The organism is Xenorhabdus bharatensis (assembly GCF_037996705.1).
GTDB classification, from domain to species: domain Bacteria; phylum Pseudomonadota; class Gammaproteobacteria; order Enterobacterales; family Enterobacteriaceae; genus Xenorhabdus; species Xenorhabdus bharatensis.
The window spans coordinates 159547-182511 of record NZ_JBBMXG010000002.1 but is presented as its reverse complement, the minus strand read 5'-3'; the positions used below and the strand labels follow the sequence as shown (position 1 = coordinate 182511).

Genomic DNA, 22965 nt, shown 5'->3' with positions numbered 1-22965 from the left:
CACCTCGCTATTGCCTTAACGAAAGATCCAACAACATGGCCTCTAGGCCGCTTTTTCTGCCAGCCCAATTTGGTTGCAGTATTGTTTTGCGTAATTTTCAGCGCGCTCAAAAAACTCAGCAAATGTGCTTTCAGGATCAAAGGTTTCTTTATACTTTACGATAAGTTTATTTTCATAATCTTCATGTCCGCAAAACCCTGATACTTTGACATCAGCGGCTAATTGCTTTTCCGTCAGCATATTGACAGTAAAAGAGCCAATTCCGACATCACGATGACAACCAGCAGACATGAGGCTAGTCGTTGTTGTTGGCATCCCAACTTCAAAAAATAATGTCATGATAAACCTCACTAGTAAGTTAATAGGGTGCCAGCCGCAATAAGAAATACTGAGGTTCTGTGAGTGATTGCGGTGGCATAATTAAAAAGACCACGCAAATAGCGTAGCCCTGAAAACAATATCGCATTTAAATCGCATTTTTAGTTGATCGAATACGATTTAAATCTTATTATCTAATCATCCCAAGCGGATATGTTCTTTAACAAATGAGGAAACGATGGTTACGGTTCAATGGACGAGGAAAGCACGAAAACAGTTGCTTTCAATCGATACCAGATACCGGAAAGCTATCAATGAGAAGGTTAACCAACTTGAAACCTTTCCTGCAGTAACATTGGACATCAAGAAGCTTCATGACCTTGATAACCAGTACAGACTGAGGGTCGGTGACTACAGGATAATCTTCGAAATCACTGACGGCGAACCGGTTATCTGCTCGATAATGGCAGTCAAACGGAGAACATCGACAACGTACTAGGCGGGGTAACCCGCCATTTCCTCATTATTAAATTCACCGCGACTCTTAGCCACTCGGATGAATATATGACAATGCAATACATAAACGATGAAGCAGGAAAACCACTGTATGTTGTCCTGCCAGTAGCTGAATACGAAAAACTTATCAGCGCAAAGGGAGATTGGGAGGATGTGCCCTACACTCCGTCAAAATACGATGATGTGACCGTGCCTAACGGTGTTGTGTCTATCATGGTTGACCAGGATGTTTCTATTCTGGCGGCTTGGCGCATCTATCGTGGGCTGTCTCAGTATGAAGTCGCTGAAAAGCTCAACACAGCTCAATCCACCGTATCTCAGTGGGAGGCATCAGAGCGACCCCAGAAGCGCACACGGGAAAAACTGGCTGCACTATACGACTGCACGCCAGAACAACTCATTCCATAACCCAACGGCCCCACTCAGGGGCCGTTTACTTTGGCTGAAATGCAAAAAAGCCAGGCAATGCGCAGCTTTGAATTCAGTGTGTTTTTGCGGTTAAGCCCAATTGCAGTAAAAACGTTTAATTTGGCCTATTTGTTTTAATATGACACTTAACTCTTGCGCTTCAGCAGTAAAGTAAGCGCCAACGTATTCAAACTCACCCTTGCCTTTTAGTTCTTGAGGGGTTGTAGTGCCTAGATTATAAGTTATACCGTCAACAGTTATAGAAAGATTCTTGCTAAATAATTCGTTCATCTTCTGATAACCGTCTTTACTATTTTCAGAAGATACTTTCCACCATAATCCCTTGGTGTCCTTTACTCTCTCCTCCCAATAAAAGAGCGAAATTTTTTCAATATCTGTTTTATTTTGGACTCTGGTCAACGTACCGAAAGCACGCTCATTTAGACCTTCAAATTCACCATCAGCAAGGTATCCCCAATCCTGCCCACCTTCATATGTGCTTCCCTCTATTTCAAGATCAAAAGACAACATATAATCTATCTGTCCCCAATCACACGCCATCATATCTTCTTGGAGCGGTTGCCAACTATCAAAGCTGTTGTGTTTACGTTTTTTAATAAGATAATCCAACTTATCATCAGTTTTTTCTGATTTAGGAATAAGTCCTATATATTCATTAGGATAATCCCAATCATTGCGATACATAAGATTTCCTAAATACAATTGAATCATCGCCCAAGGATATGAGCCAACAGGTGCAACTGCATCATGATTTTTGTATTGTTCAGGATTGATAAAGCAATTTTGATTAGTATTCGTTTTCTCTGGCTTATTAACGTCAGACATAAATCCCTCACTTTATTATTCGTTAAAGGTCATTTCATCCTACTGCTAACTAGCCAGTTAATATTACTGAGGTCGGTTTTTTATCTCAATTGAATAACCTGTAACAAAATCAATACGCCTTAAAATAGGGTCGCATATTACAAATATCTGTCGGTTAGTCGAGTGCGTGATTCAGTGAGTTGTAAACTCAAAGTTTACTACTGACAGAAAATATTTCGCTTATCTCTTGCTCGGTCTGCTTAAACCGTTCCTCTTCCAATTCCACACCCAACACGCGGCGATTCAGTTTCAACGCGGCTTTCAGTGTCGCCCCGGAACCCATAAAGAAATCGGCGACCAGATCCCCTTCCCGGCTACTGGACTGAATAATGTGCGTCATCAAATCAGCAGGTTTTTCGCAGGGATGTTTGCCCGGATAATACTGCACAGGCGCAAACTGCCAGACATCGGTATAAGGCACTTCTGCTGTGACTGAGAACGAACGGCGCATTAAGCCGTACTCCTGCCGTAATTCGTCACACTGACGCGACAGGGTAAGATGAGATTCAACCAACTCAGGGTATGGCTTGTTCAGTTCGCCACGCTGATGCTTTTCTTTAGCGATACTGTCAAATAACACCTGCAGTTTTTGATAATCCGCTTCATTGGGTAACTGCCACTGGCTGTCGCTGAACCAGTGACTGGCCATTTGCTTCCCGGTGGTGGTATTAATTTCTTTTGCCGTGACGCCTAACGCTTTCCGGGCATCACGAAAATAATCGATTAGCGGCTTAAATACCGACTGTTTCAGTTCCCGGCATTGGCGGGAATAGCCATCGCCTTTCGGGTGATAAGGGCCTTGATAATGTTCGGCAAAAATAATGCGTTCCGTGGCCGGAAAATACATCCGCAGGCTTTCTTTATTCTGCCTGCGCCACGGGCCAGATGGTTTCGCCCAAATAATATGGTTCAACACATTAAAGCGTTCACGCACGAGCAGCTCAGTATCGGAGGCCAAACGTGAACCACAGAACATATACAGGCTGCCGTTGGGTTTCAGCACCCGCCAGAACTCAGCCAGTAGTTCATCCAGCCACGCAAGGTAAGCCGTCACATCGTTCCACTGATTATCCCAACTGCAGTCTTTGACCCGAAAGTAAGGCGGGTCAGTCGCAATCAGGTCAATACAGTTATCCGGCAGGGTTTTGATAAATTTCAGAGAGTCGTCGTTAATTAATGTGGTACTACTTAAATTCACTGGCTATTCCATACATCGACGCTGACGGGTTCTCAGGAAAGCCACAGGGTGAAGGCTGGCGTTATTGCATCACCAGCCAACATTTCACCGCTTAAGACATTGCCCCATCAAGGGCAACGTTTGAAAAACGTCTCATTGTCCCGGCTTTCCATCAGACCAGCCAGACAAAATTGAGTTAAAAGCAATTGGCAACGTGGCCTTGTTAGCCCCGTTAAGGTAGAAATATCTGAAACAGACGCCCAGTCATACAGAGGCACTGTTTCTAAAACGCAGGAAGCTGCTGTTGTCATATCTTCATGTTTTAGCATGATAATTTTAAACCTTTGGTCAGTTATTCGGCGTGAACACACATGTAACTCTGACCAATCACAACAGCAAGTCTTATGTTTATTTCAGGTATAAAAAAACCTCGCAAGGGCGAGGCTATTCAATCTGTTGGAACACCCTAAGACGTAACTAAGGCGACCTTACCAGAAAGTATCAATTAGTTGGCCAAGTTTGTCAACGCTATTTTGTAATTTTCTTGATTTTTGATGCGCGTTCGTAGCAATTAAATGCATTTCGAAGAGGTTCATGCAAAAGATACAGGCTGGCTTCTATCTTTTCACTTACCTCTCTTCTAATTGACCTAAGGGAGGGGCTTCTTAATTTACTACCTCCCTTTGACTGCATTAATCTTGGTTTTGCATGCTTGTGTAAAAACTTAGAAATTGATAGTTTTGACGCCCTATGAACGTAGTAGCTGAGTAATATTGAGTATGCTTCTTTGTCAATGGCTATGACGGTATCGACAACCTGCGAAATCAGCATACCTTCATCATCACTGCACATGGGCCTACTCTTAGTGCTAATAGGCTCCACGCTCGCCATGAACTTGTAGATCATGTTCACTTGGCGGACATCCAATCTCCCGGAATGAACCCACGCACCGAATAACTGCATCCAATTATCAACCCAGCTTCGTTGTTTATCCGTTAGCTCTTTGCAGCCTACATAGCTCATCTTAATTCTCCATTACTGAGTGAAATCTGTCGTACTTCGTTGAGTACATAATTGACTTGCCTGTCATTCTTATTTTTCGTTCCTGTATTATTTTCATCCGTGCGTGGTCACACTGAATGACCATGTGATGCCTCTTTGTCGCTCCGTGTAGGGATCTGGCTTCTTCTATTGCTATATGTAAGTCTGTAAATATCATGTCTCCAGTTCCCATATCTGGACATCGAGACAGCCGCCCTTAACCAGATCACCCCACATGATCTGCATATCATCAATCTGATTATCATCGACCCAGAAATTGGCATGAGTCAGCGAATCGAAGACTGCTTTTGGCAGATTATCGATGTCTCTTCGGCGTCTATCTGGAGGATGGGCGATTATTTTTATTTTGATGCGGGATGCTGTGAGGATGTCTAAGTTCTGCTGCTCGATGAGTTTTATTATTTGTTGTCGGTACGCTTTGCCCTTATCGGTTATGTAGTGACCCCATTTTGAGTGTTTCCAGTAATGGTTAACTGTTGGTGGCCACGGTAGCTTTAATTCATAGTACCCCAACCAATCCCCTCCTGGTCAGCTCCTTAACGGTCAGAACAATAGACCTGTCCATCTCGTGTCGGCGCTCTGCTTTACTCATCTCTGGGCCATTATCGATCGCATAATGACATTCAGGACACAGAGCCGCCGTGAGACTATCATCAACCTTTAGCCCCATGCCTTTCCCTTCGTTTCTGTGAGCGACCTGAATGCCATATTGTCCACATCGGACACAACATTCAATCTGACCAACGGCTGCCAGCCATTTTCTGCTACGGTAAGTTTGTTGCTTCACCTGTTTTGCTCCTGCTTAAATTAAAAAAATGACAACAACCGATTCTCGGTTATCTGATTGCAGCCCCTGAAAATATGTCTGAGGGCAGCGTTTATCATGGCGCTGTAACACCGTTCAAATTCATCCGGTTCCATGTTGGCGTAAGACAGACTCTTGGCCTCTGTCCGTATCTCGCCATTGAGCCTGACTGTTTGTTCATAGAACCCCGCCAGAATGGTTAAATCCTTTCTGAATCGGGTAAACTGGCTATGTTCATCCATGCAATCCAATCCCGCCTTATCAGCAGACCAGTGCTCAAAGCAGAACTTGAAAAAGACGAACATTTTGCGGTGAAAAGCGGGGTTTCTGGTGAGTTTGATATCGGCGGTGTACATCTCGCCATTTTTGAATTTGGTTAACCGGGGTAAGTCGTGTTCGAATGCGGGAACAAATATCCCTCCCGGCGATTTGACCACCTGTATTTCCATTTGGTCTCCATGTTGTCCTCTGATTTCATGCCTGAATACATTAATCTGACCATTGTTCAACCATACCCATAAAGCGGCCTGTAATTAACTCTAATGAGTTTTAACTTCAACTAACCCAATGTTATGACTTATAGTATTTAATCCTCCCTGTATTAATCTCACAGCGAAATAACGGCATTAATCAATTCAACGAGATTATTTTGATTTTCATCCCGCATTTTCTTTCAATAACCATTTTTCGATTTCAGCATTCTGATGTTTCGCCAGACGCAATGCCTCCAGTCGGTCAGATTCGTCCGATTCATCCAATGTCATGATCAAACAAATTTGCGAGATAATTTTCAGGAATACGTGGTTGGTACGTTCGATTAGCTGTTTGGTGTCTGGTGTTTCTTGCTGTGTCATCTAAAGTTCTTCTGGTGGGGTTAAGCGAATGCCCGTAGCTTCTCAGGTGAATAATCAATCTGTTTACATCGGCTACTGGCTCTGTACTCCAAACGTTCGAATTTTAGATAAGCTCGCCCTCTGGGGTAACACCGCCTGATTTTGCGGTCTAAGCAATGCTGATCAATAAAACAAAATGCTCTGTTTTTACTAGTCATCAAACGATGCTGTTGCTCTACATTGGGCGTTTGGAACCAATCATTCTCTTTGTGAAAAATGGTTGTCATCTCAACATTTCCTATCGTGTTATTCAGCCTCTGCGCCATTCTCTTCTGCGATATGAATCAATATCATCCTGTATGTCTCTTGCCAGCATTTTCTTGAGCCCTCTGATCCTTTCCAATGCCCTGCAGTGATCAACAGGGGCATATTTTTTCTCTATCTGAACAACGGGTTCAGGTATCTTTTCGCCTGCCAGAATCCGCTTCGTCATCGCCTTCAACTCACGGCTAAACAATTTTTTCACTTCTGAATCAGTGAGATTCTGACGCATCATGTCAGAATGAATTTTTGTCACCATCCAATAACATGCATTGGATTGCCATTGATAATCTCCCCAACCACGACGCTTACAGTAATCGCAGAACATGTCATACAACTCATCTTCAGTGGGTAGACCAACTGCGATGGCCTCTCCCTGTTTGCACCATTTCACGAACAGTCCGGGCGAAGGCCAGAACGGGGATTCACTGGCACGAGCCTGACGCATTCCCACAGACAATTGCTCTTTGGTACGAATACCATTTTCAGCGAATGCCGCGATCCATTGACGCTTGGCAGCACCTTCATCACTGGAGTCTTTGAATATCGTAAATACAGCAGCGGGGAAGACTTGCTTAAGGTTTTTGAACAGGTTATCGACCAGTTTTTCGGCTTCATTGTTGACAACTTTATCCGGCGATTTCACCGCTCCAGCCATCTTTGCCAATGCCGCCCCATTCCGATCCTGAATCACTCTGGCAAGGTGAGTATTCATATAAATTCGTCCTCCCACTCTTCGCGGTTATTCCAGTCTCCTGTTGATTCTGGCGCTCTTTGCTTCCGGTTTTGCTGCGTGCTCTGGGCTTCGAGTGTGTCCCATTTTTCTCGTAGTTTGGCAGGCGACAAGATGTTGCAGTACCAGAACGGGTCTCGATTCGCCCATTTGAACAGATGGCAGATCTCCGCATGGGTTCGGTTATCAGATTGCCTCATCAGCCGAATATCATTGGCCCATGCAGCCCAGTTGGGCTGCTTAGCGTTTGGTTTGGCTATCAGGACTTTCTGGAAAATCCACTCAGCAGCAGTCAGGTCTTCGGCTGTTCCCCATTTGTCACCTTTGGGAGAACTGACCGCAGCATCCGAATTCGCCCTGCCAGACGATTTAGATTTTCTCGGACGATCATCTAATAATTTATTATTAGATATATATTCTTGTTCATGATGTGCGGGCTTATGTGCGCCTCCATGTGCGGGGGTGTGCTCTGAGGCCGCGTTATTACTGGGTTTGTCATGTGCGGCTATATGTGCGGTCTTATGTGCGGGTAAATCGTGTGAAATTTGAGCATATTCGGTATAATTTGTGATGGTGATCACGCGGCCTTTCCGCTTCTCCCCCTCGATGGAAATCATTCCCTCTTTTACAAAAAATGCTAGCATCCGTTCTACTGCATCACGGCTGGTTGGCTTCCCATTGCGGTCACACAGAGATAGCCCCAGATCAGCCGCCGTTACGACTAATTGACCGGGTTGTAAAGGCCATGCCTTTCCTTTGAAATTAGATACACGCGGTTGTCTGGCTGCCTCCATAAGCAAATTGTCCCACAACGTTCTGAGAAACACGTCTTTAGCCCACGGTTTATTTCTGATGCTCCGGTACAAAGGGACAAAACCAGATTTTTGGTTTTCCACCCTGTTGCTCCTAGTTTTTCGAGCCGTATTAAAATCATAAATCTCTGCTGTATTCATACGGCTTCCCTACCATTAAATTTGGTTTTCATGTATAATTGCTCCGTAAAATTTTCCACTCTATGAATGTTTTACACGGCCTCATCTATTCGCACTAGATGGGGCTTTTTCATATAACATCCCTAAGTTTTATTTCTGATAACTCAATTTGCTGCTTAAGCAAATACCGATATTCCTCGTAAGATATCTTTACCTCTCCATTGAAATTAAATTCCAAGTTCTGGACAGAGGCTTGCATCATCCGAATAAGCCAGTATCGATATTCTTCCTCGCCAATCTTTCGCTCACCATCTTTCACTACATCGATTATTCCAGCGTGAGCCATGATTTCAGTTGTATGTTGGAGATGAACAATTCGTCGAGTGATGGTTGAAGTAGCTACGTCTAATTTATTAGCTATAACCTTTTGCGTCACATCTCTGATGGGCTGCAATATCGAAGAGAGCAAATGATTACTTATAAATTTTTTACTCTCATTACGTGTATTGCGTGTGATTGCGTGTTCCATAAGTTAAATTACCTATAGTTAAATTTGATTTAAGTGTTAAACAGATAAATCAGCTACCTTGAGATAGATGACGGTAAATTGCCCTAACACATATTCAGGGCGGTTACTGACAGATTGTTAAAGAGCAATGCAAACTAATATTTAAATTCGGCGGTGAGACGGAAAAGGCCGGAGTTCTTCAGCTTCAATTCGTCCATCTCTATGGACGATGACAGTAATTTTCCGTCCAATTGCCAGAGCCTTGCTAATAGCACTTTGATTGACCCCAAATAGAGAGGCTGTTTCCTCCTGCCCTTTTTGGGATACAAAATCTGATAACGGAATTCTTTCCATGCAATTCTCCTGTTAGATTTGGCATGAAGTATCACCTATAGTAATAAAATAGTCAACACTAACGGTGATTGGTAAATATGACTTTAAGTTATAGAATCGAGTGATGAAGAAAATCCCACTGAGCGACGAACAAATATCGGACGCTGGACGCCTTAAAGCAATATATGAGGCAAAGAAAAAAGAATTAGGTCTGTCCCAAGAAGTGCTGGCAGAAAAGCTAAGCATGGGGCAGAGTGCTGTTGCGCAGTTATTAAATGCAAAGAACGCTATTGGAGTTTTGCATGCCGCTAGATTTGCAAAAATTTTAGAGATTACAGTCGATGACTTTAGCCCAGCATTAGCAGCAGAAATCGCGGAAATGGCTAAGTATACACGCGCATCAAGCAAAGATGTCGAATCTTTAAATTTATCCAGCAATGGTGATAAGCTAACAAAAAAACAGAAGGAAATATTGGACTTATTTGACAGTCTTCCTTCAGAAGAAGCAGATAGGTTTTTGCGTGAGCTGAAAATAAAATCAGCGCATTTTGATGCCATTTTTGCCGAACTATTAGCAAGACGTAGCAAAAAAACAAATTAGTTAAAAGTGCAAAAAAACAACCAGCCAAGATAATAACCCACCAAAAATTTCAACTATAGGCTGCCCTCAGCAGCCTATTCCTAGTTAAGCAACAAGCAACCAAGGTCACAATTCAAAATAAATTCTTTCAAAAATATCTTTATAAATCATAAATATTACTATTGATGATAAAAATATATTACTAATGGTGTTGACTATTTTATTACTGGCGGTGATACTAGATTCATCCAAGGCACACAGCCGAAAGATAAAAGCAGTACGCTCTTTAACAAACTAGGCAGTACCAAGCTCTGAATATGTGTTAGAGCAACTACCACTGAGTAAGTTTCTGTGTGGCAGACCACAGCAAAAACTTACTTAGAGGAGGCAAATATGGCTACTACAACTCGTCCAGTTATCGTGCTGGCTAGGAAAGAAAAGCGTTCAGTAACCGGGAAAATAACGCCCCAGAAAAACAATGCAAAGTCACGCCGTTTAGCAAAGCAAATGGCGTTCTGGGATAGAAAACGGGCTGAACACGAAGCTAAACCCAAAAGCCGCTCAGTGAGTAGAATTATAGATTCGGTTGTCCGTATTGTTAATGAAAATGATATTTACGCCCGTATTATTATGGAGCTCAAAAAGTACGTGAGTTCTGACAATCGCAGCGGGTCATGTTGTATGAGTGACGTAGCACTCTATTCAACCAAAACCAAGTCCCGCCGTTGGTTGGAGTCAGGTGGGATTACTGCTAGAGCGTGAGATTCGTTTTCTCAGATCTTTAATTAGAATTATCGGAATATCGACTACAACGATGCAAAGAAGGCATAGAAAAATACAATCAACTACGATTCCCGGCAAAAAATCAGGAGCATGTTCACGCGCCCATAATTTTGGTGGATTAGGACAAAATAAAATAACCAGAAAGTGACCCCATGTTATCCAACGTCTCTGCCTTGTCTTTCCACTAAACCAATCGACAATATTTTTCCGTAAAATTCTATCCATAGATTAATTTTCATTCTCATCATAGAGGGATGTTTATTTTAATCAATTTCCTTGACTGTGAAAAGTGAGGAGATATAGCAGCCTGAATTAGCTAAATCACAAACAATTTTGTTGCTGGGGAGTAACAAAACCACCTCGCCTTATGTGGCTAAAAGCAGGCGACTAACTCCGTACCATTCCAAATAAACAATATTAATTCTGTGGGTATAAACATGGATATCGAATTCATCAATGAAGTTAGAGTTTCTATGAAACTTAACCTCCAGTCTGCTATTAAATGGCGGGATGATTACGCATTGCGTAAATCTTTCATCAAATTAGCATGGGCTAAGCGTCAATTTATCCGCGAACAAATGGCTATCTATGGCTAACTAACTTCAGCTCATTTCCGAGTGGGCTGTGGTGAGTGACTCTGATATATTCATGGATTCGACAATGGGATTCGTGAGGGAATATGTGTGGGTGATATATTATCAACAATATTAAATGTAATTGATTCAATGCCGGAGCCAATACCATCAACAATATTGCTGATAGTTTGGATTAGCATGGGATATTTTTTATATGCCAGCGTGTTATGGTTTGTTACTGTTCCTTTAGGATTATTTTTTGCTTTTTTATTTTCTAAGAAGGCAAAAACAAAACCAACCAAAATATTATGTGCATTCTTTGCATTGATATTAATAACTCCAACAATAATTTCCTTGATATTTGTCAGGGAAGTTTTCACCCTTTTGTTTTATCAATTTAGTTAAAAATATCACCAAAACTTGCCTCACGCTCGTGAGGTTTTTTATTACCTGAATTAATTCGCTAGCCTCAAAAATAAATCCAACACCAGGGATCTTATTAATCGTTTTCACTAACGAGGGGTTTTTACATGCGTAATAACATGCACGATGGATGCGCGGTCGTTCCCGCAAAACCACAAGCTATCAGGAACAGGCGCACATGGAAGCGCCGAATTACTCTCTTTCTCATCTCATTAACTGTATTTATTCCCGTTTAATCACAATGGAGAAATAACACATGCGTCTCACAAGATTTGCAGTTAAAAAACGCCACGGCATGGAACAAATAGCGCGAATTGCTCAAGAAAATGAATTAACCGAATCGGAACTTGATGATCTGGTTAATGAAATTAAGTTCAGACTGTTGATGGCACGGAGCAAAAAACAAACAGCTAAATTTGAAAGGATCTCACTATGAGAAATTTCGGTTACAACACTCACACCAATCCCAATAATAAATCTCAGCAGCGACAATACACGGAAGAACAAATCGCCGAACATAACTGGCTGCAATATCAAAAGGAGGTATTAGGTAGAAAAGGATTACCAGTCAGTGATATGGAATTTAGGGGGGATTTCAGATGAACACTTATCCCCGCAGATCGCCCGGCTGTTTTGTGCCAAAAGACCCGAAGGAGCGAGAACAGTATCTGAATGAACTGGTCGCGGCAATCAGTAATAAAACGCCACATCCCGCAATCATGAGTGCTAAGGAGCGTGTCTTAGCAGAGCGACTCTTCAATATTAGCTATAAATCTTCATTTAACCCGCCCCTACCTCAGCATATGCAAGAACAGCGTGACGAAGAGATACGTCAGGGGTGGCGAGAGTACTGGTCAAAGAATAGTAAAGAGCACGATCACTATCGGGGTGAATCACCTCGCCGCCATAATGGTGGTATCTGGACAGGAGATTAATTTTGACAATTTACAGAGTAGTAGACACCGAAACCTGCAACATGGACAGCGGGATTGTTGAGATAGCCAGTATTGACATTGTAGGTAAAATCATAAATTACATGGAAAAACAATCTCATTTCGTCAATCCCCAGCAACCCATCTCAGTCGGGGCAATGGCGATTCACCATATTACGGATGAAATGGTCGCTGAGTCGCCGCTAATTGATGATGTTATTGATAAATACAAAGGGGCTGACTTTCTGGTTGCACATAATGCCGCTTTCGATTCACGCATGATGCCAGAGATGGATGTACCGTTTATCTGCACATTGAAATTAGCCAAGCATTTGTGGCCAGACATGGAAAGTCACAGCAACCAATATCTCCGGTATGCACTAAAACTGGATGTTTTTGTACCGGATGGATTACATGCACACAGGGCACTGTATGACTGCATAGTCACCGCCGCACTATTTAAGCGTATCAAGGATGAATCAGGTTGGTCTGATGAAGAGATGCTGGAGATTAGTCACCAGCCCTCATTGCTGCACAAGTTCAGATTTGGCAAGCACAAAGGCATGACATTTGAAGAGGTTAAAAAAACTAACCCCAGCTATTTTACATGGCTATTAAAGCAGACTGACATTGATCCTGATATTGAATTTACCCTCAATTATTGGTTAGCGAGGTAGTTATGAGTGCAGTCTACAAAGCTATCAGTAATGTTGCCAAAGAACTGGCTGAAACAGGGATTAAAAAAAACAGCGAGAATAAAATTCAAAAGTTCATGTTCAGGGGGATTGATGCTGTTTATAACGCACTAGCCCCGGCACTAGTCAAACATGGATTACTTATCTTGCCACGCATAACTGAACGCACCGTAACAGAACGGGCCACAAAAACAGGAGGTGCGCTGTTTTATGTCGTCGTCAAAGCTGAATTTGACTTTATCGCCACAGAAGATGGCAGCAAGCATACTGTGACCACGTTTGGTGAAGCGATGGATAGCGGAGACAAAGCAACAAACAAGGCTATGTCTATTGCCTATAAATATGCTGCATTTCAGGCGTTCTGTATTCCAACAGAAGAAACAGCCATTGATGCTGACGCAGAAATCCATCATGTGATACCTAAAGGAGCCGATGAAATTTTGCGGGATTTTACTGAATACGCAACTCATGAAAGCAGCAGGGAAAAACTACAGCAACAATATTCCAATACATGGAAATCACTGGAAGGACACCCAGACTTACAAGAAAAATGTAAGGAAGTGACCGGAATCCGATTTAAAGAACTGAAACAGGTGGCATAAATGGCACAACGCGGCGTTAACAAGGTTATTTTGGTTGGTCACTTAGGCCAAGACCCGGAAGTTCGTTATCTGCCAAACGGGGGCGCGGTGGCAAATATCACACTGGCCACCTCTGAAACATGGCGGGATAAGCAATCCGGGGATATGAAGGAAAAAACGGAATGGCACAGAATTGTGATATTCGGGAAACTCGCTGAAATTGCCGGTGAATATCTGAGAAAAGGCACTCAGGTTTACATTGAAGGCCAGTTACAAACACGGAAGTGGCAAGACCAACAAGGGCAGGATCGCTATTCCACTGAGGTGGTGGTAAATATCGGTGGAACAATGCAGATGCTAGGAGTCAGACAGGAAAGCCAGCAGTCACCACAGCAGCATTCAAGACAGCAACAACAATCTCAGGGATGGGGGAAACCACAACGGCCACAATCAACACCGCCAATGGATTTTGACGATGACGTGCCATTCGCGCCAATCGGCAAACAATACCCCAACCATACTATCTACGTGATTTAACCAATTCTAACCCTACACCCTATCACTACGCTGCTGCGCGGCGGGAGGATTATTATGCATATCGAAACATCGGATGTCGTTAAAATACAAATCACGGGTGTACCACGTCATGACCCTATTCATGTTTATCTGGAAGATTACGGTAATAAGATGGGCCGGATAACAATCTCTGAATATGGTAACTCATGGTCTGCATTCTGGTCTGCGATGGGCTGCTCGTTATCTGATTTTGTTCTCAAGGCTGATAACGGGTATCTCATTGGATATCTTGCTCCCGCGCTAAACACTGATAGTCCAAAATACAAAAAGATGGATTCTCGTTTAAATGCTGTGAAAGAAGCATTGAGGAAATTGCATGTATAGCACCTCAATTAGACATCAGTTTTAACACCTGTCACTTCGGCTGGTTTGATACTGATATATGTAATAAAGCAGAGAGTATATGTAGGAGGTTTAGGTGAGAAATGACAAAATAGTATGCGCTAAACGTAAATGCAAGCATGTTCATTATGAAAACGATAGAGTTCCAATTTCAGATCCTGAATTTCCATATTTTGCATTTATCCAAACTTGTCCAAAATGCGGAGCCGATAATTATTATATAATAGAAGAATCAGGAGAGAATAATAATGAAAAATGATGGAATTGAATTGGCGCGGGAAATAGAAAATTTGCAAGTTAAAGCAGCAATGGAGCTATCTAATTCTTGGATAATAGAGAGACTTTTACTAGCAAATGCAGCCGCACTCTGCTTATTAGAGAAAGGAGACAAAGAGCAGGCTATGGCTTGGATGGAAGGTCTTTTTGATTGGGCTGATGAAGATTTATTATCTGAGGCAAAAAGTAATTCAGATGATTTAGATTGTTGGGTTAATAAACGTATGGAAAATGAAGTAAGCACAACCAAAGCACTGGAAATCATTCGCTCAGAAATGCCTAACATTGAAGCAGTGAGAAATGCGCCAATGGAATCCAAAGAGATACTTCAATTTACCGCCGAAATAGAATTAACTGACTTTTGTAAGAATAATGAAGGCAAAGCAGTAGCATTTGGCAAAGTATTTAATGACAGTAAAAATCGTTTTCCTGACGGTTCTGAAATAATCACATCATTAGTTCATAACACCGAAACTTATGAAGCTGATGGATATATTAAAACCCAAAACTCAGTTTATAAGATACGTCACCCAAACAAATAATTGGAAATAATATGGCAGATTTTGGTGGTAGTAACACTCCACCTGAATTTAAAGATTTATGGCAAACTCCCCTCCCGTTATTTAAAGCACTCAATCTCGAATTTAAATTTACCCTTGATGTAGCAGCATCTGCTCAAAACGCGCTGTGCACACATTATCTCACGGAACGAGAAAATGCACTGGATTCTGACTGGGTGAGTCACGGTGCTATCTGGTGCAACCCGCCTTACTCCCATATTAGGCCGTGGATAGAGAAAGCCGCTATCGAGAGCCAAAAGCAATTACAGCCAGTTGTGATGTTAGTTCCGTCTGATACCTCAGTCGGCTGGTTCAAGTTGGCGCTGGAAACGGTAGATGAGGTTAGGTTAATAACGGGTGGAAGAGTTCAATTTATACCCGTAGAACAAAGAAAGAGAAATTCAAATACAAAAGGTTCCATGTTTTTAATTTGGCGACCATTTATTACCCCTCGGAAATTAATAACCACTGTTGATAAAGAACACCTATTCAATATAGGTAATAACGAAATAAGGAAAATAACGTGAATATACCAAAAATATCAATTGAAATATCTCGTAAATCAGCTAAAGAGTTTTGTGATTTTTATGATGATGACAAGTTATCTGATGAAAGTTTGGTTTTGTCCATAACTGATATTGTACAGGATGCATTAAATGATATTGAGTTTCCAGCTTCGGAAATAAAAACCACACTTACCGATGACTAACGAATTCGAGAACAAAAAATGAAAAGTGGCAAGGGATTGCCAAATTATAAGAGCTAACTATCAAAAAAATATCTTATTAAGCATGGTTAAAGGAAATAAAAATGAATATTGAAGATGACATTTGGGATACAAAAAAGGCAGCGAAAGAGCTTAACGTTTCCTCAAAAACTGTTGCCAGTTTAATCGCTACAGGTGTTATAGACGGTAAACGGATCGGCAAAGGATATAAAACGACTAAGTCCGCCGTTCTTGCTTATATTAAAAGCCCGATGCAAACTCATGGAGCGAGCAAGGGTGATCGTAATGGAGGTAAATCATGTCAATCACCCAAAGAAACGGAATATGGCACTGTCATTTCTTTACACCGTCAGGAAAGAGAGTTAGGAAATCTCTTGGCACGAGGGACAAAAAGCAAGCGCAGGAGTTGTATGACCAATTAAGAGCTGAGGCTTGGAGGGTTGACCAACTTGATGATCTGCCAACTCGTACATTTGAAGAGTGTTGCATTCGCTGGCTTAGGGAAAAAGAGCATAAAAGGTCACTTGATGACGACAAAACGAAGATTGAGTTTTTCCTACAACACTTTTCAGGCCGGGATGTTTCAACAATAACGGCAGATGAAATTTATGATGCAGTTTCAAATATGAAGAATCGTAAACATTATCAAATCTGGGAGAGTAAAAGAGATGCAGCGCTGAAAAAAGGGGAAAAGCCTCCCGTGTATGAGGCTATTCCTGTGAGTCAGGCAACAAAAAGCCAGCATTTATCCTTCATCAGATCTTTGTTAAGGGCAGCCGCTAATGAATGGAACTGGATTAAATCAGCACCTGTTATCAAAACGAAGAAGCCAGTAAGTAAGCGCATAAGATGGCTGACAAAAGATGAAGCGGCAAGGCTCATTGAGTGTATGCCTGAAAGTATCAAGCCGATCGTTATCTTTGCGTTAGCAACAGGGCTTCGGCGTTCTAACATCATCGATCTGGAGTGGCAACAGGTCGACATGCAAAGAAAAGTGGCATGGATAAACCCTGAGAACGCAAAAGCCGGAAAAGCGATAGGTGTCGCTCTGAATGATACCGCATGCCGGGTGTTACGGGATCAGATAGGCAAACACTCAAGGTGGGTCTTTGTGCATACCAAAGCCAAGCACCGACCAGACGGAACATTAACCCCAGCAGTGAGAAAAATGAGGGTTGATGATAATAGTGCTTGGAATATTGGCCTTAAAAAAGCAGGAATAGAAGACTTCCGTTTTCACGACCTACGCCACACATGGGCAAGCTGGTTGATACAATCAGGGGTTCCACTTTCAGCACTTCAAGAAATGGGGGGGTGGGAATCTATCGAAATGGTTAGAAGATATGCACATTTAGCACCCAACCATTTAAGTGAACATGCTTGCAAAATTGATGTGCTTTTTGAAGATAACGACACAAATACGACACAAGGGAAAAATCAAGCAGGTCTGAGATTGGCGTAACATATTGATTTTAAATGGTACGCCCTACAGGATTCGAACCTGTGACCTACGGCTTAGAAGGCCGTTGCTCTATCCAGCTGAGCTAAGGGCGCATTGAGATGTGAAATAAGAAACATCATTAATGCAATGCGTTAATGCTGACGTGGATTATACGGGCATAATGGATTGAGTCAATGGCCTTTTCGTTCAGATGCTCATTTTATGATTATCATTAAAACTGACAGGCCGTTCATGTTCTGACAAAATAGCTCCCATTCCTATAATTGATGATGGAATCTTAAATACATGTCAGCAAAAATTATTGATGGGAAAACGATTGCGCAGACAATCAGAAGTGAAGTTGCAGAAAAAGTCAGGCAGCGTGTTGCTGCCGGAAAACGTGCCCCCGGGCTTGCCGTCGTTTTAGTAGGAGAAAATCCCGCTTCCCAAATTTATGTCGCGAGTAAACGCCGCGCCTGTGAGGAGGTTGGTTTTACTTCACGCTCTTATGACCTGCCAGACACCACCAATGAAGCCGAATTACTCTCCCTGATAGATAATCTGAACAATGATCCCGAAATAGACGGTATTTTAGTTCAACTTCCCCTCCCTGCCGGTATTGATAATGTTAAAGTACTGGAACGCATTCACCCTGATAAGGATGTGGATGGTTTTCATCCCTACAATATCGGCCGCCTGTGCCAGCGTGCTCCAAGATTACGTCCTTGTACGCCACGAGGTATCGTGACGCTGCTTGAGCGCTGTGATATCAATACTTATGGCTTAAATGCGGTTATTATTGGCGCTTCCAATATTGTCGGGCGCCCGATGAGCCTTGAGTTACTGTTAGCTGGATGTACTACAACAGTCACTCATCGCTTCACTACGGATCTACGCCAGCATGTGGAACAGGCTGATTTATTGATCGTCGCGGTCGGTAAACCAAACTTTATCCCCGGTGAGTGGGTTAAACCCGGTGCAATAGTGATTGATGTGGGCATCAATCGTCTGGAAAATGGTAAAGTCATCGGGGATGTTGATTTTGATAAAGCATCTGAACACGCAAGCTGGATTTCCCCTGTACCGGGAGGAGTCGGCCCGATGACGGTTGCAACACTCATTCAAAATACCTTGCAGGCATGCGAGGAATATCATGATATAGATACAACTAAAGGATACTGATGGAAATTTTTTATTTAGATGGCCACCCTTATGTAGAACTGTGTGATCTGCTAAAACTTCAGGGATGGTGTGAAAGCGGAGCCGCAGCAAAGGCAGTCATTGCAGAAGGTTTGGTAGAGGTTGATTCTCAAGTAGAAACCCGCAAACGCTGCAAAATTGTTGCAGGAAAAGTGATTACTTTTAACGAAGAATCTGTTCGCGTTGAAGAGTAATCAAGTAACATTATATACTCTATAATGTTTTTCTGGAAATCTGTACTTAATTAATATAAAAAATATTAGGTACAGATTTTCATTATTAAAATGAAAACCCTTCTATTTATAAATTAATAATACAGGAAATAACATAATATATATCAATAAGTTCAATATATAAATAATAGAGGTGATGAACATGGGACAATATCGACATCCATCTGATTTACAAAAGGATTTGTTACATAAAATCAGTAGAAACCCTATAACAGAACCAAAGCATATAGGCCCAAGAATTAATGAAAGAGATATGTTAGACTGGAATAATAAAAGTGTAGAACTTCAACAATTATCAAATGGAATCCAATATTTTATTGATATTCCTAAAAATGAATTACCAATGAGATTAAATATTATAGGCCATAGTGGTCATAATAATAACCACCTGTTTTATATAAATAAAAACAAAGATCAATCACTAACACCACAACAATTATTTCAGTGTATTTCTACACTACTTCAACCTCAGAACAATATTAATAGCATAAGGCTTTATTGCTGTCATTTAGCAAAATCGAATTTCGCTCAGATATTTGCGAATATAACCAGAAGGCCAGTTAAGGCACCAATGGATAGAGTATCTTTAACTAGTACAAAATCTAAAAAACACCTAAATAACCGTATTATACTTATAAAAAATCCTAAGATGACCATAAGAGTAGATAATAACAGACACCATGATATTGATGTTACTCGCAATAGATTTATCTGGTTTTATCCAAAGGGTATGTGACATTGGCAATATATTGATAAACAACCTTACCAATAATGTTTTTATTTTCTAATAAATTGCTATACTGAGAAGCTCACTTACAACTGAAAAGGCGTTGATTATGTTAAGTAATAGAGCTGCAAGAAGGTTGTTGGGCATGCCGTATAAGTTAAGCAATTCTAAACGAAGAGTGACTATTTCTCTTTTAAATCTCGAAGCAAGTACTGATAAACAGCAAATACCGGAACATCTGAGTCACTCTTCTTTTATTTCCACAAAACGTGATACTGCTTCAGGAAAAATGACTTATCATTCAGGAAATGCTTTTTATCCTGAGCATGTAAATAAAAATCAATAAAATATTTTACTCATCAAATCGATGGGATCATAGAATAAACCGCCTACAGTGAGGCGGTTTTAGTGTTTTTCAGGCCGTATAAAACCGGTTATTTACGACGCCATGTTGTACCCTGTGGGCCGTCTTCCAGTTCGATACCCATTTCATTCAACTGATCGCGCGCAGAATCAGCCAAAGCCCAATCTCTGTTTTTACGCGCATCATTACGCTGCTTAATCAGCGCTTCTATTTGGGCAACGTTACCATCGTCATCAGCACCACCTTGCAGGAATTGTTCAGGCTCTTGTTCCAAAAGCCCCAGAACTCCCGCCAGCTTACGCAACTCAGCTGCCAATCCGTTTGCCGCAGCCATATCGCCAGCTTTCAGGCGATTAATTTCACGAGCCATATCAAACAGTACCGAGTAGGCTTCTGGTGTATTGAAGTCATCATTCATGGCTTCAACAAAACGGGATTCAAAAGCCTCACCACCAGCAGGCTGAGCGGATTTATCCGTACCACGCAGAGATGTATACAGACGCTCAAGCGCAGTGCGTGCCTGCTTCAGATTCTCTTCTGTATAATTTAACTGGCTGCGATAGTGGCCGGACATCAGGAAATAACGCACTGTCTCAGCATCGTAGTATGCCAGCACATCACGGATGGTAAAGAAGTTGTTGAGAGACTTCGACATCTTCTCTTTATCCACCATAACCATGCCGGAATGCATCCAGTAATTGACATAAGGGCCATCGTGAGCACAGGTAGATTGTGCAATTTCATTTTCATGATGCGGGAACATTAAATCTGAACCACCACCATGAATATCAAAATGATGCCCCAACTGTTTAGCGTTCATCGCTGAACATTCAATGTGCCAGCCCGGACGCCCGGCTCCCCACGGAGATTCCCAGCTTGGCTCACCCGGCTTGGACATTTTCCACAGCACGAAATCCATCGGGTTACGTTTAACATCCGCAATTTCAACACGGGCACCGGCCTGTAACTGTTCCAGATCCTGACGGGACAGCAGGCCGTAATTAGGATTACTATCGATAGAGAACATCACGTCACCATTATCAGCAACGTATGCGTGCCCACGTTTAATCAGCAGTTCAGTAAGCTCAATAATTTCAGGGATATGTTGCATCGCACGCGGTTCTGAATCCGGACGCATAATATTCAGCGCATCAAAATCGCTGTGCATCTCATTCAGCATACGGGTAGTCAAGGCCTCACAGCTTTCATTATTTTCAATCGCGCGTTTGATGATTTTATCGTCTATATCAGTAACATTACAGACATAGGTTAATTCGTAGCCCGAATAACGCAGATAACGGGCAATAATGTCAAATGCGACAAATGTTCTACCGTGGCCAATGTGACACAAATCGTAGATAGTGATGCCACACACGTACATGCCCACTTTCCCTTCATGGATTGGCTTAAATTCTTCTTTTTGGCGACTGAGGGTATTGAAAATTTTTAGCATCAGTGGGTTCTCCGTAAGAGTTGATGTACGTGTAATAAAAAAGCGGACAAATCCGCTGATTATGGGCTTCCTTATCAGCTAGATAAATAAACTATAATAGAAAAGCCAGATTAGATATTTCACCCTGATACGCGGCACTTTGCAAGCATTGCGATCAGCTTTATTCCCACGGGATGGCTGAGTACTGACTCAAAATCACAGATATGGTATAAAAGCCGTTGTTTCGCACACTCTAGAATATTAGGGTCAGTCAAAAATATTATTAGGATTTCTATTATGGTGACTTTTCATACCAATTTCGGCGATATCGTGATTAATACTTTCGCTGAAAAAGCGCCTGTAACTGTTGAAAATTTCTTGAATTACTGCCGCGAAGGCTTCTACGATAACACTATTTTTCACCGTGTCATTAATGGCTTCATGATTCAGGGTGGTGGCTTTGAACCGGGTATGAAGCAAAAAGCGGCTAAATCCCCTATCCAGAACGAAGCTAATAATGGTCTGCAAAACAGCCGTGGCACTCTGGCAATGGCTCGTACTAATGATCCGCATTCTGCAACAGCTCAGTTCTTTATCAATGTTGTTGATAATGATTTCCTTAACTTCCGCTCAGAGCGCCCTGATGGCTGGGGTTACTGCGTATTTGCTGAAGTTGTGGAAGGCATGGACGTAGTTGATAAGATCAAAGGTGTTTCAACTGGTCGCAGCGGTATGCATCAGGATGTACCACATGAAGATGTTATCGTTGAACGTGTTACTGTCGGCGAATAATTAATCGTTACATGAGTACACTGTTTATTGCTGATTTGCATCTCAGTGAGCAGGAACCGGCAATTACTGCCGGTTTTCTCCGTTTTTTACATGAAGATGCCATCCATGCAGAAAGTCTGTATATCCTTGGTGATTTTTTTGATTATTGGATTGGTGACGATGATCCCAACCCTTTGCATGCAGAAATCGCACAAGCACTTCATTCTCTGAAACAAAAAGGCGTTTCCTGCTATTTTATTCATGGTAACCGTGATTTTTTATTAAGTTCCCGATTTGCCAAAGAGAGTGGGTTGATTCTTCTGCCACAGGAAAAAGTTCTGGAACTCTACGGTAAACGTATTCTTATCCTGCACGGTGATACTCTTTGCACCGATGATACAGGTTATCAACAATATCGTAAGCGGGTACATACTCCGTGGATCCAGCGGCTGTTTTTACTTCTTCCTCTGTTTATCCGGCTGAAAATTGCAGCCAGAATGCGGGCAGGAAGCCAGTACGCCAATAGCCAGAAATCGGAATCGATCATGGATGTCAATCAACAGACTGTCATTGAACATTTTAATCAATATCAAGTGGACTGGATGATCCACGGGCATACTCATCGCCCGGCAATTCATGATGTCTGCATCGGTGATAAAATCTTACATCGTGGTGTATTGGGTGCCTGGCATCATCAGGGGTCAATGTTCAAAGTGACAGAAACCTCTATTGAACTGGTATCTTTTCCTTTTTAAAGATAGTGAATTTTTTCTGTAAAAATAAAAAAATCAACCAACGCAAACGTTTTCCTTCTGCAATTCGCGTGATATTATCCACCACCTTATACATAATGGATTTCAAGACAACATTATTTTGAACTTGGTTCTGGTGGACATCCAATACAGGAGCATCTGAT

40 protein-coding genes and 1 tRNA gene are annotated in these 22965 nt (G+C 42.0%); 24 read left to right on the top strand and 17 right to left on the bottom strand.

Annotation, left to right across the window (positions count from 1 at the left end):
• Positions 1–42: 42 nt before the first annotated feature.
• Positions 43–339 (bottom strand): hypothetical protein, encoded by a 297-nt coding sequence (locus AAC855_RS02590; RefSeq protein WP_340608067.1) that lies wholly within the window; start codon positions 337–339, stop codon positions 43–45.
• Between the two features lie 217 nt (positions 340–556).
• Between AAC855_RS02590 and AAC855_RS02585 the strand changes: the two genes are divergently transcribed.
• Both AAC855_RS02585 and AAC855_RS02580 read left to right on the top strand, forming a co-directional pair.
• On the top strand, positions 557–817 hold the full coding sequence (locus tag AAC855_RS02585) for a type II toxin-antitoxin system RelE family toxin (RefSeq protein ID WP_099122580.1): 261 nt from the start codon (positions 557–559) through the stop codon (positions 815–817).
• Between the two features lie 65 nt (positions 818–882).
• A complete protein-coding gene (locus AAC855_RS02580) occupies positions 883–1242 on the top strand; it encodes a helix-turn-helix domain-containing protein (RefSeq protein ID WP_340608066.1) in 360 nt (119 codons plus the stop codon).
• A gap of 90 nt (positions 1243–1332) precedes the next feature.
• Here the strand turns inward: AAC855_RS02580 and AAC855_RS02575 are convergent, their stop codons facing one another.
• From AAC855_RS02575 to AAC855_RS02515, 13 genes are all read right to left on the bottom strand, one after another.
• Positions 1333–2088: a Thoeris anti-defense Tad2 family protein gene (locus AAC855_RS02575; RefSeq protein ID WP_340608065.1), complete on the bottom strand. Its 756-nt coding sequence runs from the start codon at positions 2086–2088 to the stop codon at positions 1333–1335.
• 187 nt (positions 2089–2275) lie between these two features.
• The gene (locus AAC855_RS02570) at positions 2276–3325 is read right to left on the bottom strand and encodes a DNA-methyltransferase (protein WP_340608064.1); all 1050 of its coding nucleotides are present in this window, start codon (positions 3323–3325) and stop codon (positions 2276–2278) included.
• Between the two features lie 107 nt (positions 3326–3432).
• Positions 3433–3633: a hypothetical protein gene (locus AAC855_RS02565; RefSeq protein ID WP_340608063.1), complete on the bottom strand. Its 201-nt coding sequence runs from the start codon at positions 3631–3633 to the stop codon at positions 3433–3435.
• Positions 3634–3832: 199 nt separating this feature from the next.
• Entirely contained in the window at positions 3833–4327 is a 495-nt protein-coding gene (locus tag AAC855_RS02560) for an antiterminator Q family protein (RefSeq protein ID WP_340608062.1), read from the bottom strand.
• A gap of 192 nt (positions 4328–4519) precedes the next feature.
• Positions 4520–4879 (bottom strand): RusA family crossover junction endodeoxyribonuclease, encoded by a 360-nt coding sequence (locus tag AAC855_RS02555; RefSeq protein WP_340608061.1) that lies wholly within the window; start codon positions 4877–4879, stop codon positions 4520–4522.
• Positions 4866–5153 carry a hypothetical protein gene (locus AAC855_RS02550; protein WP_340608060.1) on the bottom strand — a complete coding sequence of 96 codons (288 nt, stop codon included), beginning with the start codon at positions 5151–5153 and terminating at the stop codon, positions 4866–4868. The genes AAC855_RS02555 and AAC855_RS02550 overlap by 14 nt, the downstream gene beginning before the upstream one ends.
• Positions 5154–5173: 20 nt before the next feature.
• Complete coding sequence (locus AAC855_RS02545) at positions 5174–5620, bottom strand: DUF1367 family protein (RefSeq protein WP_340608059.1); 447 nt, start codon at positions 5618–5620, stop codon at positions 5174–5176.
• Positions 5621–5827: 207 nt separating this feature from the next.
• On the bottom strand, positions 5828–6025 hold the full coding sequence (locus tag AAC855_RS02540) for a hypothetical protein (protein WP_340608058.1): 198 nt from the start codon (positions 6023–6025) through the stop codon (positions 5828–5830).
• A 20-nt stretch (positions 6026–6045) separates the two neighbouring features.
• Positions 6046–6291 carry a hypothetical protein gene (locus AAC855_RS02535; protein ID WP_340608057.1) on the bottom strand — a complete coding sequence of 82 codons (246 nt, stop codon included), beginning with the start codon at positions 6289–6291 and terminating at the stop codon, positions 6046–6048.
• A gap of 23 nt (positions 6292–6314) precedes the next feature.
• Entirely contained in the window at positions 6315–7040 is a 726-nt protein-coding gene (locus AAC855_RS02530; protein WP_340608056.1) for a replication protein P, read from the bottom strand.
• Positions 7037–7954 (bottom strand): replication protein, encoded by a 918-nt coding sequence (locus AAC855_RS02525; protein WP_340608055.1) that lies wholly within the window; start codon positions 7952–7954, stop codon positions 7037–7039. The genes AAC855_RS02530 and AAC855_RS02525 overlap by 4 nt, the downstream gene beginning before the upstream one ends.
• Positions 7955–8120: 166 nt before the next feature.
• Complete coding sequence (locus AAC855_RS02520) at positions 8121–8519, bottom strand: hypothetical protein (protein ID WP_340608054.1); 399 nt, start codon at positions 8517–8519, stop codon at positions 8121–8123.
• Positions 8520–8660: 141 nt separating this feature from the next.
• Entirely contained in the window at positions 8661–8852 is a 192-nt protein-coding gene (locus AAC855_RS02515) for a Cro/CI family transcriptional regulator (protein WP_340608053.1), read from the bottom strand.
• A gap of 103 nt (positions 8853–8955) precedes the next feature.
• Here AAC855_RS02515 and AAC855_RS02510 point away from each other — a divergent pair, with 103 nt between their 5' ends.
• The 3 genes from AAC855_RS02510 to AAC855_RS02500 all read left to right on the top strand — a co-directional run bounded on the left by AAC855_RS02510 (position 8956) and on the right by AAC855_RS02500 (position 10790).
• Positions 8956–9432 (top strand): helix-turn-helix domain-containing protein, encoded by a 477-nt coding sequence (locus AAC855_RS02510; RefSeq protein WP_340608052.1) that lies wholly within the window; start codon positions 8956–8958, stop codon positions 9430–9432.
• 372 nt (positions 9433–9804) lie between these two features.
• Complete coding sequence (locus tag AAC855_RS02505; RefSeq protein WP_340608051.1) at positions 9805–10173, top strand: hypothetical protein; 369 nt, start codon at positions 9805–9807, stop codon at positions 10171–10173.
• A gap of 458 nt (positions 10174–10631) precedes the next feature.
• Positions 10632–10790, top strand: coding sequence for a hypothetical protein (locus AAC855_RS02500; RefSeq protein ID WP_340608050.1), 159 nt, complete (start codon positions 10632–10634; stop codon positions 10788–10790).
• A 50-nt stretch (positions 10791–10840) separates the two neighbouring features.
• Here the strand turns inward: AAC855_RS02500 and AAC855_RS02495 are convergent, their stop codons facing one another.
• Positions 10841–11149: a hypothetical protein gene (locus tag AAC855_RS02495; protein WP_340608049.1), complete on the bottom strand. Its 309-nt coding sequence runs from the start codon at positions 11147–11149 to the stop codon at positions 10841–10843.
• A 299-nt stretch (positions 11150–11448) separates the two neighbouring features.
• Between AAC855_RS02495 and AAC855_RS02490 the strand changes: the two genes are divergently transcribed.
• The 13 genes from AAC855_RS02490 (at position 11449) to AAC855_RS02430 (ending at position 17343) form a co-directional block, all read left to right on the top strand.
• Positions 11449–11628 carry a hypothetical protein gene (locus AAC855_RS02490; RefSeq protein ID WP_340608048.1) on the top strand — a complete coding sequence of 60 codons (180 nt, stop codon included), beginning with the start codon at positions 11449–11451 and terminating at the stop codon, positions 11626–11628.
• Positions 11625–11795: a hypothetical protein gene (locus AAC855_RS02485; protein ID WP_340608047.1), complete on the top strand. Its 171-nt coding sequence runs from the start codon at positions 11625–11627 to the stop codon at positions 11793–11795. Before AAC855_RS02490 ends, AAC855_RS02485 begins: the two co-directional genes overlap by 4 nt.
• Positions 11792–12127, top strand: coding sequence for a hypothetical protein (locus tag AAC855_RS02480; protein WP_340608046.1), 336 nt, complete (start codon positions 11792–11794; stop codon positions 12125–12127). The genes AAC855_RS02485 and AAC855_RS02480 overlap by 4 nt, the downstream gene beginning before the upstream one ends.
• A gap of 8 nt (positions 12128–12135) precedes the next feature.
• A complete protein-coding gene (gene exoX, locus AAC855_RS02475; RefSeq protein WP_422824345.1) occupies positions 12136–12801 on the top strand; it encodes an exodeoxyribonuclease X in 666 nt (221 codons plus the stop codon).
• A gap of 2 nt (positions 12802–12803) precedes the next feature.
• Positions 12804–13421 (top strand): ERF family protein, encoded by a 618-nt coding sequence (locus AAC855_RS02470; RefSeq protein ID WP_340608045.1) that lies wholly within the window; start codon positions 12804–12806, stop codon positions 13419–13421.
• Entirely contained in the window at positions 13422–13937 is a 516-nt protein-coding gene (locus tag AAC855_RS02465; protein WP_340608044.1) for a single-stranded DNA-binding protein, read from the top strand.
• A gap of 54 nt (positions 13938–13991) precedes the next feature.
• Positions 13992–14300, top strand: a complete 309-nt coding sequence (locus AAC855_RS02460) for a phiTE_072 family protein (RefSeq protein ID WP_340608043.1) — start codon at positions 13992–13994, stop codon at positions 14298–14300.
• A gap of 94 nt (positions 14301–14394) precedes the next feature.
• A complete protein-coding gene (locus tag AAC855_RS02455; protein ID WP_340608042.1) occupies positions 14395–14577 on the top strand; it encodes a hypothetical protein in 183 nt (60 codons plus the stop codon).
• Positions 14567–15136 (top strand): hypothetical protein, encoded by a 570-nt coding sequence (locus AAC855_RS02450; protein WP_340608041.1) that lies wholly within the window; start codon positions 14567–14569, stop codon positions 15134–15136. Before AAC855_RS02455 ends, AAC855_RS02450 begins: the two co-directional genes overlap by 11 nt.
• 11 nt (positions 15137–15147) lie before the next feature.
• A complete protein-coding gene (locus AAC855_RS02445) occupies positions 15148–15681 on the top strand; it encodes a phage N-6-adenine-methyltransferase (RefSeq protein WP_340608040.1) in 534 nt (177 codons plus the stop codon).
• Positions 15678–15863, top strand: coding sequence for a hypothetical protein (locus AAC855_RS02440; RefSeq protein WP_099133856.1), 186 nt, complete (start codon positions 15678–15680; stop codon positions 15861–15863). Before AAC855_RS02445 ends, AAC855_RS02440 begins: the two co-directional genes overlap by 4 nt.
• 101 nt (positions 15864–15964) lie before the next feature.
• On the top strand, positions 15965–16303 hold the full coding sequence (locus AAC855_RS02435; RefSeq protein WP_340608039.1) for a helix-turn-helix domain-containing protein: 339 nt from the start codon (positions 15965–15967) through the stop codon (positions 16301–16303).
• Positions 16186–17343: a tyrosine-type recombinase/integrase gene (locus tag AAC855_RS02430; protein WP_244590326.1), complete on the top strand. Its 1158-nt coding sequence runs from the start codon at positions 16186–16188 to the stop codon at positions 17341–17343. The genes AAC855_RS02435 and AAC855_RS02430 overlap by 118 nt, the downstream gene beginning before the upstream one ends.
• Before the next feature lie 15 nt (positions 17344–17358).
• Here AAC855_RS02430 and AAC855_RS02425 read toward each other — a convergent pair.
• Positions 17359–17435 (bottom strand) — tRNA-Arg (locus tag AAC855_RS02425).
• Between the two features lie 193 nt (positions 17436–17628).
• Between AAC855_RS02425 and folD the strand changes: the two genes are divergently transcribed.
• The 4 genes from folD (at position 17629) to sra (ending at position 19828) form a co-directional block, all read left to right on the top strand.
• Positions 17629–18504 (top strand): bifunctional methylenetetrahydrofolate dehydrogenase/methenyltetrahydrofolate cyclohydrolase FolD, encoded by an 876-nt coding sequence (gene folD, locus AAC855_RS02420; protein WP_340608038.1) that lies wholly within the window; start codon positions 17629–17631, stop codon positions 18502–18504.
• Positions 18504–18716 carry a ribosome-associated protein YbcJ gene (ybcJ, locus tag AAC855_RS02415; RefSeq protein ID WP_340608037.1) on the top strand — a complete coding sequence of 71 codons (213 nt, stop codon included), beginning with the start codon at positions 18504–18506 and terminating at the stop codon, positions 18714–18716. The genes folD and ybcJ overlap by 1 nt, the downstream gene beginning before the upstream one ends.
• Before the next feature lie 181 nt (positions 18717–18897).
• Positions 18898–19491 carry a hypothetical protein gene (locus AAC855_RS02410; protein ID WP_340608036.1) on the top strand — a complete coding sequence of 198 codons (594 nt, stop codon included), beginning with the start codon at positions 18898–18900 and terminating at the stop codon, positions 19489–19491.
• Between the two features lie 100 nt (positions 19492–19591).
• Positions 19592–19828: a stationary-phase-induced ribosome-associated protein gene (gene sra, locus AAC855_RS02405; protein ID WP_340608035.1), complete on the top strand. Its 237-nt coding sequence runs from the start codon at positions 19592–19594 to the stop codon at positions 19826–19828.
• An 88-nt stretch (positions 19829–19916) separates the two neighbouring features.
• Here sra and cysS read toward each other — a convergent pair whose 3' ends face one another.
• Entirely contained in the window at positions 19917–21299 is a 1383-nt protein-coding gene (gene cysS, locus AAC855_RS02400; RefSeq protein ID WP_340608034.1) for a cysteine--tRNA ligase, read from the bottom strand.
• A gap of 276 nt (positions 21300–21575) precedes the next feature.
• Between cysS and ppiB the strand changes: the two genes are divergently transcribed.
• Entirely contained in the window at positions 21576–22070 is a 495-nt protein-coding gene (gene ppiB / locus AAC855_RS02395; protein WP_340608033.1) for a peptidylprolyl isomerase B, read from the top strand.
• Positions 22071–22081: 11 nt separating this feature from the next.
• Positions 22082–22804 (top strand): UDP-2,3-diacylglucosamine diphosphatase, encoded by a 723-nt coding sequence (gene lpxH / locus AAC855_RS02390; protein WP_340608032.1) that lies wholly within the window; start codon positions 22082–22084, stop codon positions 22802–22804.
• Positions 22805–22965 lie beyond the last annotated feature (161 nt).